Genomic DNA, 12,923 nt, shown 5'->3' on the forward strand with positions numbered 1-12,923 from the left:
CGAAACGGGCTTGGGGCGCTCGGGTCTGTTGGCCTACTCCTGCTGCAGGACGTCCTTGCTCACCAGCTCCCCGTCCGCGAAGCAGAGCCGGTACACCGGTGGCAGGCCGTTCTCGCTGCGCACCGTGTAGTAACGGCAGGTCGCGCCGTCTGGAACGGGTGGCTGGCCCGCCAGCGAGTGCTGGGGGTGCTCGAACCTCGGAAGCACCCGCTGCACCTCGGCCTGGTCGTCGCCGACGTGCAGCTTCGCGTACTCCGACGGAGGTAGCACCGCGTTGTTGCCGACGTAGGACAGCAGCAGGAACCCCAGGGCGGTCACGACAGAGGCGGTTCCGGCCGGGATAGTGAGCGCCGTGACCAGCCGGCGCTGGGCGCGCCCGCGGACCCGGCTGCGCGTGCGCTCCGTCTCCGAGGCGGTGTCCGCGCCCCGCTGCCCTGCCACAGCGGGATCCGTACCCTCCGCTGTGTCGTCGACCCGAGCCGTCACGGCGAAGCCCGCGTCGTCGCCGGCCGTGCCCGCGTGGAAGGTGCCGCCCATCCCCTCGATGAGCGCACGCAGTCCAGCCAGTCCCGACCCGCTGCCCTCACTGGGCCCGGCCGCCGGATCGGCCGGGCCGGTGTCGCTGACCCGTACGGTCGTCACCCCCGACTCGCGGGTGACGTGCACGGTCACCCGCGCGCCCGGGGCATGCCTGGCCGCGTTGGTCAGCGCCTCCTGCACGACGCGGTGCGCGGCGCGGCCCGTCGGGCTCGCGGGGTCCAGATCGGGCCCCTCGCGCACCAGGCGGGCGTCCATCCCCGCCGCGACGGCTCTGTCGACCACGGTGGAGATGTCCTCACCAGCCGGTTCGGCCGGTTCCGGCGCCGCTTCCGCGCGCAGTACCCCGATGATCTCCCGAAGGCGCAGGGTGGCCTGGTGCGCGCTGGCGCGCAGCTCGGCCGCGGACTCCCGTTGCTCGTCCGTCGCGTCGCCCGCCACCTCCATAGCGGCGGCGCGCACCCCGATCAGGGTGAGGTCGTGGCCGAGGGAGTCGTGCATCTCGGTGGCGATCCGGGCGCGCTCGCGCAGCCGGGCGTGTTCCGCCTCGACCTCCCGCGAGCGCTCCATCCGCTCGGCGACCTCCCAGCCGGCGGTGCGCAGCATGACGTGCTGCCGCCAGAACCGGCCGAACAGCCACGGGGTGACCACCACCAGCAGCAAGATAAGAACGGCCGAGGCCCAGTCCACGAGGCCCGACAATGTGGCACGGAGGTCACCGCCCATGACCCACCGGGTCGCGTACAGCACGAACGTTACGGCGCACGCGCTGGCGAATACAAGGATGACCGGCGTCACGCGCTCGGTCCGCCGGCCGGCGAGGAAGGCCAGGACGGCCGCCGGGATCCCGTAGGACATCGCGAAGGGGGCGACCAGCCCGTAAAGCTCGGCCATACCCTGCCCCACCAGGGCCGCCGTCGCCAGGCCGAGCGCCGTCGCGGGCCGGGAACGGTTGATCCCGACCGCCACCGCCAGGAGCAGCGCCACCCCAGTGATTTCGGCTGCGGGAAGCGAGGCGCGCAACCCCACCAGGTCGAGAACCAGCACAGTGACCATCGTCGCCCACAGGGCGGCATCAGAAGCCGCGCGGCGCAGGACGCCAAGGTTTTGTGGTGTCCGTCGCGGCATCATGGTCAGTCCCGATCGTTGGCGGTTACCGCTCCCCGGCTGCGGCCCGGCACGACCACGATGGTCCACCGGTACCAGAGTAGGCGCCGGCGCCCATGCGTCACGCTCTCGACCCGCCCTGCTTATGTCCGGTTCGTGCTACACCCGCGCCGCGCGGCCATCGTCTCCGGCGCGTCGGCGAACCCAGTACCTCGGCCACGACCGGACGGAACAGCCCAGCCACGTCACTGACGAAGCCGCGCCGGCCAACGCCGACGTGCCGCAACGCTGGCCCGTGATCGAGCGCGACCACGCAGCCGGCGCCCAGAAGCAGGGTCCACCAGCCGGCCCCCATCGGTACGCGCACCAGCCACGGTAGGTGGCCGAAGCCTTCGCGGAGCCGCTGGGTGTGGAACGGGACGTGGCGTTCCTCATCGGCGAGGATCCGGCCGGCCACGTCGGCGAGCAGGGCGTCATCGGTACCGTCGCGCAACGCGCGGTAGTAGCGCAGCGCGACCACCTCGGCCACCATGAGCGTCATCAGCTCCAACCGCAGCCCCAACGCGTTGCGCACGGTCACGAACACCGTGTCGCTCCAGTGCCCGGCGATGGTCGGTGCTCCCGCACTGTCCAGCAGCAGCGCGAGCAACCGGGCATGGTTCTGCTCTTCGGCGACGAACAACCGGACCGCCGCCAGGTAGTCGGGGTCGGCCGCCCGAGCGCTCTTGCGGACCAGGACCGCGCCGTCGCCGTCCTCCCCCGTCTGGAACCGCTGCAGGCTCCGGATGACAGCCGGAGCCAGGGTCGCGCCCAGCGCCCAGTCCGGCTCGGCGGTGTCCCGGCGGCGCTCGGCGTCCTCCCCGAACCGTCGCGTCCACACCTGGAATCCGCCCTCGCCCAAGGTCACTCCCCACTTCGCTGTCGTGCTGCCGCATGTCGGGCACCCGAACGCTAATGCCCACCGAGCCCGGTGGCCAAGATGTCGTCACCGCCGCCACCGGCCCATGCGTGCGGCTCCGCGGCTCGCTGGGGAGGCCCGCCGGCCCACGCAGGATGAGCGGCTGAACCAGTGGGTGGTGGCCGCATCCGGTCGCGCTCCCAGCCGGCGCCGAGCCGTTCCCGGTGCTGGGGCTTTAGCGCTGGTCACGGGGCGCGGAGGCGTCGGCCGAGCACGGCCGGATTGGCGGACCCCGAATCCATGGTGGGCAGGGTTCCTGGAAGACTCGGGCCGCTGTCGACCACCGCTCCGCCCAGCCCCGCGAAGGTGACCATGACCGAAGGGCCGCCCCCACAGGGTCCACCACCCGGGCCGCCGCCACCCGGTGGGAGCCGCCCGGCACCACCTCCTCCGACCGGTATCCCTCCGGGTCACCGACCACCCCCACCCGCGCCGCACGGCCCGGGGCAGCCGCCGCCGGGGCCTCGGGGCCCGGCGCCCCCGCGGCCGCCCCACGGCGGTCCTCCCGGCCAGCCGCCGATGGCCCCCACTCCACCCCCGCCGCCGAGGCGGTTCGTGACGGGTCTGGTGTCCTCGCTCGTGACCCTGGTCATCGCGATCGCGATCACCGGAACCGTTGTCTACGTGCGCGGCGACTTCCGCGCCGGGGCATCCCCCAGTCCGGCCGGGGTGCCCGAGGAGCCGTGCGCCAGTATCGACGAGGAGCGGCTCGACGAGATCTCCGCGCAGGAGAGCAGCTTCAGCGTCCAGCAGGAGAGCAGCAGCTGCTCGTGGGACGCCCAGTTCGACGGCATGGCCGACGTCACGTTGCAAGTGACCTATGCCACTCCGATGAGCTCGGCGAACGCCAGCAGAGCCGAGGAGCGCGGGGTGGAGCCGACAACCGGGGCCGGGGACCTGACCGACGCCGGGGACATATACGAGGGAGCACTCGACAACAACTCCGAACCGGTTACCTCCACCGACGAAGTTCTCGGCAAGCGGGAAGAGCCACAGGACTTCGGCGACGAGAGCGCCCTCGTGTACCTGCGCACCGAAGAATCGCTCGTTACCTACAGCACGTCCCGGGCCAGCAAGGCCGCCCTGGTGATCCGGGATGGCGATCGGGTGACCGAGATCCGGGTGCGGAAATACGGCGACACGTTCAGCTTCTCGCCAGCCCAGAGCGCACTCACCGACCTGGCCGATGACGTTCCGTGGCAGGAGGGGTGAGGATCCGTACGGCCACCCCCCGCGACAGAAGGGACCGCGCACGACCATGACTCACGGCCCGCCTCCCGCCCCACCACCGCCGCCGGGGTACCCGCAGATGCCGCCGCCGGGGTTCCAGCCGCAACCGCCGCCCAGGCGGCGCGGCCGCATGGGCGTCGCGCTCGTCTCGGGCGCGGTGACGCTCGCGGCCTACCTGGTGGTCGCCGGTGTGCTCGGCGCGGTCGCGTACGGCGCGGAGCCGGAGGAGCCCGAGGGAGGCGGCCACACGATCCCCGAGGAGCCGTGCGCGGCAGTGACGATCGCGCAGCTCAAGCGGGTGTCGGCCACGGACCCCACGTCCCATGGCACCCGGGACGGCACGTCCTCCGAAACCGCGCCCGAGGAGCCCGACGTCGCGGCGTGCGCATGGCACGCGACGTTCTCCGACGGGACCCTGGGTTCTCTGAACCTCACGTTCCGCGTGCCGGTCGGGGACCCGGACTCCAACTCCAATGCCCAGCAGTTCTACGAGTCCAACGCGGTCGAGTACGGCATCATCTCCGACCCCGAACCAGAGGCCGAGGGCGGCCGGGAGATCACGATCGACGACTCCCGGGAGCTCGACCTGGGCGACGACAGTTTCCTCGTCTTCGCTGAGGAGGAGAGCTTCCCCGGAGGAGTGGGAGAGGAGCCCGTCCCGGCCGCGGTCGCGCTCGTGCACGTACGCGACGCGAACATGAATATCCAACTCCGTGCCTACGAGGCCACCGGCGCCGACAACGAGGGCAAGCCCGATCTCGCCGATGACGAGGAGGCGCTGATCGCCATGGCGGAGCAGGCGCTGGCGAGCCTGGCCTGAACCGTGGGGCGCCGGCTCACCGGATGACGGACAGCACCGTGAGAGCGGTCCCGGTCAGGTGTACGTCGCCGTGTCGGCTTCCCCGCCGCGCCGCTTCGTCGGGGGTGATTCCCCGGGTACACAGCCGCCACGTGGTGTCGGCGTCGAGCTCGACCGCGGCGTCGGGGCGCTGCGCGCCGGCCCGTTCGACCATCCAGCCGCCCCGCCGGTACACACAGCTCCAGTCGCCACCCCCGGGGCCCGTGACGGTGAAGAGCAGCCGCGTCCCCTCGGCGGCAGGGACGTCGCGCAACGTGTATGGCAGTGCCCGCAGGAACGTGTCCAGCACCGTGTGCACCACCTCGGGCTGGGTGAAACCGGGTCGTCCGGTGGCGTCACGGATCTGCTGCTGGTGCGTCCAGTACTCGGTGAGGTCACGCGCGGCATCCAGCCACACCGGAGCCGGGTCGGGGCCCGCCCAGGTCACCGGCTCACCCAGCGCGTCCAGGTCGACCGTTCGCCAGTGCTCGACGATCTGCGGGCCGACGTGCCCTAGGAGATCCACCAGCATCCGGGTGCTCCAGGCGCGGGTGGTGGCGACCCACTCCTCGTTGAGCCGGTCGATGAAGCTGGGAAAGGGTTCCTCAGATCGGGGGCGTGGGCCGTCAGGATAGCGGTCCCTGGAGCGCGCTAGCCGGTTCAGGTGGTCTCCGAGCACGTGACCGGCGATGTCGCGCACCCGCCAGCCGGGACATCCTGTGGGCCACTGCCATTCCTCGTCACTGAGGACGCGCAGCAGCGCCATCGTCTCCTCGTGTTCGCGGGCAAACAGGTCCCGCACTTCGATCCGCGGCCCCAGCCACCAGGTCCCGTCGATTGCCATGCGCTTTATGTTCCCGTGCCCCCCACCGGCGAGCAACCGGATTCCCGGGGCGACCCCCGCGGCCTCGGCGGGGTTCCCAGACAATCGCGCATGCGGCCCGGGCCGCGTTTGGGCCCGGATTCGGGCACAGGAGGCGCACGCCCGCAGTGAGACTCCGGCCGCTCGCGCTTCTTCAGTCGGCCAAGAAAGCCGCCGGCAACAGTGAAAGCGCCACCGTCCGGTTAGGGCCCAGGACTGGGCCTGGGTTGGGTCCGCGGCCTCAAGACGGCCGTCCTTCGCGCGAACTAGCGTGAACGCACTAACCATCTCGGTTGACTGCACCGGAGGGCCGGGCCGTGAAACTGACTCTGGGAACGGGACACTCGCCCCCGACCCCGCCCCCGCGGCGGGATCGCGGCGCTTCCCTCACCGAGTACGCGGGAACGATCATCCTGGTCGCCGCGGTGGCGGCCGCGGTCCTCACCACCGGGGTGCCCGAGCGCGCGCACGCCATGATCGAGACCTCGCTCTGCGAGGCCGGCGCCGGCGACGACTGCGACGAGCTCTCCACCGAGGCCGCCGGCGAGGAGGGATCGCGGACGTCGCCGGTGCCCCCCGACTCCGATGAGGACGATCCCAACGGCGAAGACAAGCTGGAATGCGACACGAGCTGGCCCAAGCTTGAGGGTACCGACCCCGAAACGGCCAAGCGGCTCATCGAGGAGCAGGAGCCCGACCTCAACGTGAGCATCGTGCCCGAGGGGACCCTGGCCACCGCGGACTTCCGCTGCGACCGGGTGCGCATCCCCGCCGACAAAGACAGCGGCGAGGTCATCGAAACGCCGCAGGTTGGCTGACACCGCTCGAACCCGCCGGGCGGGTGTCCGAGTTCACCGGTCTGACCGTTCCCGGATCCGCCACCGATCTCAAGGTCGACACCGAGACCACCGACGACGGCCGCGAGCGCGTCACGGGGTCGTTCACCACCGACGCGACGGCGCGGAGGATTTCCGCGCGGCCGACAACCTTGGCGTCTACAACGATCCCGAGGGTCCCGCCGATGAGGACCGCGAGATGTTCGACGCCGAGGAGGAGACGGTCGACGGCGCCACAACCTGCCGCGGGTCGTACGCGGATTCCACGGTGGTGCGGCGGGAGGTGCTGGTGCTCTACCCGAAGGAGGACCAGGCTGCCGTCCACCTGCTCGCCTACGAGAGCGAATAGGGCCGCGGCTCGGATTCCCGGTGCTCCGTGACCGCATTCGCTCGCCGTCGCCGGGACCGGTGGCGGCGCGGGCGGTGCGGCGGGCGGCGGGCACTCCGCCCGACCCGGCACCGATACGCGTCAGGCCGTGACCTGTTCCTGGTCGCGCCACCAGGCGAGGGTTTCCGTCAGCGCCTCGTCCATGGGGGTTGGCGCGACACCGAACGTGTCCTCGAACGCGGAGGAGTCGATAACGAAGGGGCGGACGAACTGGTAGCGGACGGCCTCCAACTCTCTGATCATCGGCGAGACCAGCCCCGTCGCGCGGAGTAGCCAGTGCGGCAGCACACCGACCCCCGGATTCGGAATGCCGGCGATCGCGCACAGGCGCTCGGCGACCTCGCGCGCCGAGATCGCCGGGCTGGTCGGCACGTGCCACACTCTGCCCCACGCACGGTCGTCCGTGCCGGCCGTGGCGAGGGCCCGAGCCACGTCGGGAACGTAGGTCCAACTGTGCGGCTGGCCGGGGTCGCCGGCGAACCGGACGCGCTTACCCGCCAGGAGCTTCGGGACGAACCGGTCACCGAGGTGCGACTGGTCCCGGCATCCCGGCCCGAAGTAGTCGCTGCCCCGCACCTCGGTGGCCCGGACCCGTCCGGCCTCGTGCGCGGCCAGGGCGTCGCGCCACATCTTGGCACGGACCTCGGCCTTGGCACTTGACGGCGCGAGCGGGTCGGTCTCGCGCATGGGGCCCTCCGGCGGGCCGTAGACGTAGAGGTTGCCGAGGATCACGTAGCCCGCTCCGGTGGCCTCCGCGGTAGCCAGCAGCGCGTCGGCGATCGGCGGCCAGTCCTGGGGCCAACGGTGGTAGGCCGGGTTCACGCAGTTGTACAGGGTGTCGGCGCCCCGCGTGAGGCTGGTCAGCTGTTCGCGGTCCGACGCGTCGGCGGCGACCCGCTCGACGGTCTCGGGACCGGACCCTGACCGGCTCACGAGGACCACCTCGTGCCCCCGCTCCTGCAGCGTCCGGGCGAGCCGCACCCCGACCTGGCCCGCCCCGACGACGACGTGCTTTCCCATGGTTGGCCTCTTTCCCCTCGTATCGGTACTGCCGCCCCCGCGGCGGCATCCTGCCTCGATTCCGGCGACGCGCCGAACCCCGAGCCAGGCCATCGATCGGAATGCCGATCTCAACTGAGATCAATGCTCTCAGATAGGTACAGCGCTTTCAAGAGCACTGCTCTCGTTTTTATCCAATGCTCTGCTACGCTCGCGATCATGAGTGCGAGCCAAACGGCGCGGGAGCGCGTCCGCGCGGAACTGACCCGCGAGATCACCGATACCGCCCGCCGGCACCTTGCCACCGCCGGCGCGTCGGGCCTGTCGCTGCGCGCGGTCGCCCGGGAGCTGGGGATGGCCTCCTCGGCGGTCTACCGCTACTTCCCGTCACGGGACGACCTGCTCACGGCGCTCATCATCGACGGGTACAACGACATCGGCGCGGCCGTGGAGCAGGCGGACGCCGCGTGCGACCGCGGCGACCATCCGGGCCGCTGGCTCGCCGTGTGCCACGCCGTCCGCGACTGGGCGCTGGCGCACCCGCACGAGTACGCGCTGCTCTACGGCTCCCCGGTGCCGGGCTACCGCGCGCCACAGGACACGGTGTCCGCCGCCATCCGCGACACGGTCGTCTTCGGGAACATCGTCGCCGACGCCTACCTGGCCGGTGCGCTCCACCCGCCAGACATCTGCCCCGCCCCGCCGGACTCGTTCGGTGCCGACGCCGAACGGCTCCGCGAGATCATCCCGGACGTCCCCGACAAAATCATCGCGCGGGCCGTCACCGTCTGGACCGGCCTGTACGGGTGGCTCAACTTCGAGCTGTTCGGCCAGTTCAACAGCACGATCGAGGACCGCGCCACCGCGTTCGACCACAACGCGCGCTGCCTCGCCGGGCTGGTCGGGCTACCGGCCCCCCGCTGAGGCCGCGGCCGGTCGGAGTCTCAGCGGCCCGCTCCGGGGGCAGCCCCGAGCCTGCGGTAGGTGGCGCGGTCGGCTAGTGTCCGGCCTCCCGACCGGACGAGTGGCTCTCTTCTGGCTTCAGACTCGCGAGCAGCGCCTCACGCGAGGGCGCCGCGCGGTGCAGCTCGTCGAGGGTCTCGACCAGTTCCGTGAGCCCGGCGACGATCCGGGCCCGGCGGCTCTGGTCGAGGCCGGCGAACACCCTGGCCTCGATGGCGATCTGTGTGGGGAACACGGTGTCCACGATCCGGGCGCCCTCATCGGTCAGTTCGATGAACGCCGCCCGGCGGTCCGCTGGATTCGCCCGCCTGGTGACCAGCCCACGACGCTGCATCTTGTCCAGCGTCTTGCTCACCGCGGCGGAGGACCGCCCCATGTCCATGGCGATCTGCCGGGCGATCATCGGCGGATCAGCGTGGCGGATCAGCGCCATGATGTCGAGCTCTGACGGGGTGACCGGACTGCCGGCGAAATAGGGCTCGAGTGCGAGTTCAAGGAGTGCCTGGGCACGCTTGAGCGGCCCGACGATGTCCATGGACGAGGTGTCCAGGCCGGGGTGGGCCTGTTCCCACTCTGCACGGGTGCACGGGGCCCTGGATTGCACGACTCCCCCTCACATTGTTAACCTCGAAACCAATTAATTAACCGGTTAATCAATAGTTTCCTATTCCCAGTGTACCGATGCGGAGCTGGGGAGAGAGGGCGTGGCGCGATGCCGTCGAACAGCACGCGATCCCGGATGTCCGAGCCGGGAACCGGTGAGCGGAGAGGAGCCGGTGAGGAGTGGCGGATCCGCCTACTGATCCTCGTACTGGCCGGGCTGACGGCGGTCGCGCCATTCGCGACCGACATCTACGTTCCGGCCTTTCCCGAGCTGGCCGCGTCGCTGTCGGCGGACGACTCGACGGTGCAGCTCTCCATGACCATGTTCCTCATCGGACTCGCCGGGGGCCAGCTCGTGCTCGGGCCGCTCAGTGACAGCCTGGGACGCCGGCGCGTGCTGCTGTTCGGCACGGCGGCATTCCTCGTCCTGTCCCTCGTGTGCGCTATGGCACCGTCGATCGAGGTGTTCAACCTGGCACGGGTACTCCAGGGCGTGGCCGGCGCGGCCGGGATCGTCGTGGCGCGGGCCGTGATCACCGACCGTTTCCAGGGCGCGGCGGCGGCCCGGCACTTCTCGGCTCTGGCGTCCGTCGTGTTCGTCGCCCCGGTCGTCGCCCCCGTCCTGGGCGGTGCGCTGCTCGGTCTCGGGCCCTGGCATGTGCTGTTCGTGGCCCTGGCAGCCTTCGGCCTGCTGCTGCTCGCCGGCGTCCTCGCCTGGGTCCCGGAGTCGCTGCCCACCGACCAGCGCCGCTCCGGTGGCCTCCCCAGCACGCTCCGAGCCATGGCCACGCTGCTCACCCGGAGGGTGCTTGTCGGCTACCTCATCGTCCTGGGGATGTGCTTCGCGGCGTTCTTCGCCTACATCTCCGGAGCCACCTTCGTCTTCCAGGACATCTACGGTGTCTCCGCCACTCAGTTCAGCCTGATCTTCGCTGCGAACGCGGTCGGCATGCTGGTCGGCGGACAGGTGTTCGGCCGGATGGCCAGCCGGGTGCGGCCCCGGACGCTTCTGGGGAGCGGTCTCGGAACGGCATTGGCCGCCACCGCCGTGCTGACCGCCGTCCTGGCCTCCGGAGCCGGGAACCTGGGCGTGACCTGGGGCTGCCTCATGGTCACGGTGACCGGATTCGGCATCACCGTTCCCGCGATCATCACGATCGTCCAGGATCTGGGCGACGACGCACCTGGGGCGACATCGGGGCTGGTCGGTTTCGGCCAGTTCGCGCTCGGTGCCGGGGGTGCCCCGCTGACCGGCCTGTTCGGCACGAGCAGCGTGCTGCCCATGGCGCTGATCATGCTCAGCGGGGTCGGCCTGGCGATGCTCGCCTTCGCCACCGTGGCGCGTCCTTCGGCCACGTAACGCCGCCAAGCGGCCGGGGACGGAAGGGGCCTTGTGACACGGTGCCAGACCGCCGGACGCCCCGCACCGGTGCCGCGGCCCCTCCCTAGAGTCAGCTCCGAGCCGGGTCCGTGCCCCCGGCCAGCACCGGCAGCACCGTCCTTCCGTCCAACCGGGGTCCTTCGGTGTGCAGGTGGCAGCGCACGGTCCCTCCGCTTTCCGTTGGGACCGCCTCGGGGGCCTTCTCCCGGCAGACGTCCATGGCCGCCGGACAGCGGGTGTGGAAGCGGCACCCCGGCGGCGGGTCGATGTGGTTGGGGATGTCGCCGCGCAGGATGATGCGCTCGCGTGTGCTCGCGGAGTCGGGATCGGCGCTCAGGCCCGCCGAGATCAGCGCCGCGGTGTAGGGGTGCGCGGGCCGGTCGTACAGCTCGGCGCTGGGCCCCTCCTCCACGATCTCGCCCAGGTACATCACGGCGGTGCGGTGGCTGATGATCCGTACGATCGCCAGGTCGTGCGAGACGAACAGGAACGTCGTGCCCGACTCCCGCTGGATCTGCTTGAGCAGGTTGACGATCTGGCTCTGCGTGGAGACGTCGAGCGCGCTCACCGGCTCGTCGAGAACCACGAACTCCGGCCGGGTGATCATCGCGCGGGCGATGGCGATGCGCTGCCGCTGCCCGCCGGAGAACTCGTGCGGGTAACGCGCGGCGTGCGCGGCCCGCAACCCCACTGACTCCAGCGCCTGGGTGACCCGCCGCTCGCGCTCCGCGGCAGAGGCCACCGAGCCGTGCACCACCAGTGGCTCCGCCAGAAGCTGCCCCACCCGCATCGACGGGTCCAGCGAGGCGTAGGGGTCCTGGAACACGATCTGCATCCGCGGCCGGGCGGCGGTGAGCTGGCGGGGCGCCAGGCTCGTGATGTCGGTGTCGCCGAGGTGGACGGTTCCGGCCTCCAGGGGGTTCAGTCGGAGCGCGGCCAGGGCCGCCGAGGACTTCCCGCTCCCGGACTCCCCTACGACACCGAGGGTCTTCCCGGCCTCGACACCGAAGGAGATGCCGTTGACCGCCCGCAGCAGCTTCCGGCCGCGGAACGGCCCGCGGCTGCCGATGTCGAAGCTGACGCGCATCCCCGAGACAGTCAGCCCTGACCCGGTGCGGGGCCCGGCGGTAGTGCCGGCGGCGGTGGCGGTCATCGCTTCTCCTCCTTTTCGGGCGTCCCGGTCTTCTCCAGGTCGATTGGCTCCCCGCCGGAGGCCACCGCGGCGCGGCGGAGGGCTTCCGCCAGCTCAGCGCTGCGCGCGCAGCGCACGCTTCCCCGGTCGTTCGGGGTGAGTGCGACCGGTTCGGCGGCGCAGGTGGTTGCCTCCGCGTGCGCGCACCGCGGGTGGAAGCGGCACCCCTGCGGCCAGGCCTGCGGTTGGGCCACGGTTCCGGGGATCGCGGCGAGCTCCCGGCCGGCGGCGAGCGCGGTCTGCGGCATGGCGTCCAGCAGCCCCGCGGTGTAGGGGTGGCGGGGGTGCTGGAACAGCTCCGCGACGGGGGCGCGCTCCACCACCTGCGCCGCGTACATCACGACGACCTCGCGGGCGATGTCGGCCACCACACCGAGGTCGTGCGTGATGAACAGGACGGACATCCCGAGGTCGCGCTGCAGTTCGCGGAGCAGCTCCAGCAGCCGCGCCTGGATGGTGACGTCGAGCGCCGTGGTCGGCTCGTCGGCGATCAGCAGTTGCGGCTCGCAGGCCAGGGCGACCGCGACCATCACCCGCTGCCGCATCCCGCCGGAGAACTGGTGCGGGTACTGCCTGGCCCGGCTCTGAGCGCCGGAGATCCCCACCCGTTCCAGCATCTCCACCGCCCGCTGCCACGCCGTCGCGCGGCTCACCCGGCGGTGCCGGCGGACAACCTCGGCGATCTGCTCGCCCACCGTGTAGGCCGGGTTGAGGCTGTTCATCGGCTCCTGGAAGATGAACCCGATCCGGTCGCCGCGGACCCGGTTGAGCTGCCGGTTGGACAGGCCGATCAGCTCGCGGCCCTCGAACCGGACGCTGCCCGATGTGACCCGGCCGCCCTTGGCGGCGACCAGCCCGACCACCGCCAGCGCGGTGAGACTCTTGCCCGACCCGGACTCTCCGACCACGCACACAACGTCGTTGCGGCCTACGGTGAACGACACGTGGTCCACCACGGTCAGCCAGCCCGCCGGGGACGGGAACTGGATCGTGAGGTCGCGGACCTCCAGCAGTGGTTCCTCAGCCATC

13 protein-coding genes are annotated in these 12,923 nt (G+C 71.3%); 6 read left to right on the plus strand and 7 right to left on the minus strand.

The window, feature by feature from the left end:
* Positions 1 to 33: 33 nt before the first annotated feature.
* A complete protein-coding gene (locus F4561_RS28205) occupies positions 34 to 1,593 on the minus strand; it encodes a sensor histidine kinase (RefSeq protein WP_246438233.1) in 1,560 nt (519 codons plus the stop codon).
* A gap of 172 nt (positions 1,594 to 1,765) precedes the next feature.
* Positions 1,766 to 2,545, minus strand: a complete 780-nt coding sequence (locus tag F4561_RS28210) for a ferritin-like domain-containing protein (RefSeq protein ID WP_184584702.1) — start codon at positions 2,543 to 2,545, stop codon at positions 1,766 to 1,768.
* Positions 2,546 to 3,157: 612 nt separating this feature from the next.
* On the opposite strand from F4561_RS28210, the gene F4561_RS28215 reads away from it, so the two are divergent.
* Both F4561_RS28215 and F4561_RS28220 read left to right on the plus strand, forming a co-directional pair.
* A complete protein-coding gene (locus F4561_RS28215) occupies positions 3,158 to 3,814 on the plus strand; it encodes a hypothetical protein (RefSeq protein WP_184584705.1) in 657 nt (218 codons plus the stop codon).
* 148 nt (positions 3,815 to 3,962) lie between these two features.
* Positions 3,963 to 4,652, plus strand: coding sequence for a hypothetical protein (locus F4561_RS28220; RefSeq protein WP_184584706.1), 690 nt, complete (start codon positions 3,963 to 3,965; stop codon positions 4,650 to 4,652).
* Positions 4,653 to 4,668: 16 nt separating this feature from the next.
* On the opposite strand, the gene F4561_RS28225 is transcribed toward F4561_RS28220, so the two are convergent.
* Positions 4,669 to 5,514: a maleylpyruvate isomerase family mycothiol-dependent enzyme gene (locus F4561_RS28225; protein WP_184584708.1), complete on the minus strand. Its 846-nt coding sequence runs from the start codon at positions 5,512 to 5,514 to the stop codon at positions 4,669 to 4,671.
* 335 nt (positions 5,515 to 5,849) lie between these two features.
* Here F4561_RS28225 and F4561_RS28230 point away from each other — a divergent pair, with 335 nt between their 5' ends.
* The gene (locus F4561_RS28230) at positions 5,850 to 6,350 is read left to right on the plus strand and encodes a serine protease inhibitor (RefSeq protein ID WP_184584710.1); all 501 of its coding nucleotides are present in this window, start codon (positions 5,850 to 5,852) and stop codon (positions 6,348 to 6,350) included.
* Positions 6,351 to 6,567: 217 nt separating this feature from the next.
* On the plus strand, positions 6,568 to 6,717 hold the full coding sequence (locus tag F4561_RS28235) for a hypothetical protein (protein ID WP_184584712.1): 150 nt from the start codon (positions 6,568 to 6,570) through the stop codon (positions 6,715 to 6,717).
* Between the two features lie 120 nt (positions 6,718 to 6,837).
* Here F4561_RS28235 and F4561_RS28240 read toward each other — a convergent pair whose 3' ends face one another.
* Entirely contained in the window at positions 6,838 to 7,776 is a 939-nt protein-coding gene (locus tag F4561_RS28240) for an NAD-dependent epimerase/dehydratase family protein (protein WP_184584714.1), read from the minus strand.
* 198 nt (positions 7,777 to 7,974) lie between these two features.
* Between F4561_RS28240 and F4561_RS28245 the strand changes: the two genes are divergently transcribed.
* Positions 7,975 to 8,679: a TetR/AcrR family transcriptional regulator gene (locus F4561_RS28245; RefSeq protein WP_184584716.1), complete on the plus strand. Its 705-nt coding sequence runs from the start codon at positions 7,975 to 7,977 to the stop codon at positions 8,677 to 8,679.
* Positions 8,680 to 8,752: 73 nt separating this feature from the next.
* On the opposite strand, the gene F4561_RS32940 is transcribed toward F4561_RS28245, so the two are convergent.
* Complete coding sequence (locus F4561_RS32940) at positions 8,753 to 9,322, minus strand: MarR family winged helix-turn-helix transcriptional regulator (RefSeq protein ID WP_221446359.1); 570 nt, start codon at positions 9,320 to 9,322, stop codon at positions 8,753 to 8,755.
* Between the two features lie 108 nt (positions 9,323 to 9,430).
* Here F4561_RS32940 and F4561_RS28255 point away from each other — a divergent pair, with 108 nt between their 5' ends.
* Positions 9,431 to 10,681 carry a multidrug effflux MFS transporter gene (locus F4561_RS28255; protein WP_184584718.1) on the plus strand — a complete coding sequence of 417 codons (1,251 nt, stop codon included), beginning with the start codon at positions 9,431 to 9,433 and terminating at the stop codon, positions 10,679 to 10,681.
* Between the two features lie 91 nt (positions 10,682 to 10,772).
* On the opposite strand, the gene F4561_RS28260 is transcribed toward F4561_RS28255, so the two are convergent.
* Both F4561_RS28260 and F4561_RS28265 read right to left on the minus strand, forming a co-directional pair.
* Entirely contained in the window at positions 10,773 to 11,855 is a 1,083-nt protein-coding gene (locus F4561_RS28260; protein ID WP_184584720.1) for an ABC transporter ATP-binding protein, read from the minus strand.
* Positions 11,852 to 12,922: an ABC transporter ATP-binding protein gene (locus F4561_RS28265; RefSeq protein WP_184584722.1), complete on the minus strand. Its 1,071-nt coding sequence runs from the start codon at positions 12,920 to 12,922 to the stop codon at positions 11,852 to 11,854. Before F4561_RS28265 ends, F4561_RS28260 begins: the two co-directional genes overlap by 4 nt.
* Position 12,923 lies beyond the last annotated feature (1 nt).

Source organism: Lipingzhangella halophila (genome assembly GCF_014203805.1).
Classification (GTDB): domain Bacteria; phylum Actinomycetota; class Actinomycetes; order Streptosporangiales; family Streptosporangiaceae; genus Lipingzhangella; species Lipingzhangella halophila.

Coding starts and splice junctions, on each gene's coding strand:
- F4561_RS28205 (WP_246438233.1), bottom strand. CDS start 1,593: ATGGTCACTGTGCTGGTTCTCGACCTGGTGGGGTTGCGCGCCTCGCTT.
- F4561_RS28220 (WP_184584706.1), top strand. CDS start 3,963: ATGGGCGTCGCGCTCGTCTCGGGCGCGGTGACGCTCGCGGCCTACCTG.
- F4561_RS28225 (WP_184584708.1), bottom strand. CDS start 5,514: ATGGCAATCGACGGGACCTGGTGGCTGGGGCCGCGGATCGAAGTGCGG.
- F4561_RS28235 (WP_184584712.1), top strand. CDS start 6,568: ATGTTCGACGCCGAGGAGGAGACGGTCGACGGCGCCACAACCTGCCGC.
- F4561_RS28240 (WP_184584714.1), bottom strand. CDS start 7,776: ATGGGAAAGCACGTCGTCGTCGGGGCGGGCCAGGTCGGGGTGCGGCTC.
- F4561_RS28245 (WP_184584716.1), top strand. CDS start 7,975: ATGAGTGCGAGCCAAACGGCGCGGGAGCGCGTCCGCGCGGAACTGACC.
- F4561_RS28255 (WP_184584718.1), top strand. CDS start 9,431: ATGCCGTCGAACAGCACGCGATCCCGGATGTCCGAGCCGGGAACCGGT.
- F4561_RS28260 (WP_184584720.1), bottom strand. CDS start 11,855: ATGACCGCCACCGCCGCCGGCACTACCGCCGGGCCCCGCACCGGGTCA.
- F4561_RS28265 (WP_184584722.1), bottom strand. CDS start 12,922: ATGGCTGAGGAACCACTGCTGGAGGTCCGCGACCTCACGATCCAGTTC.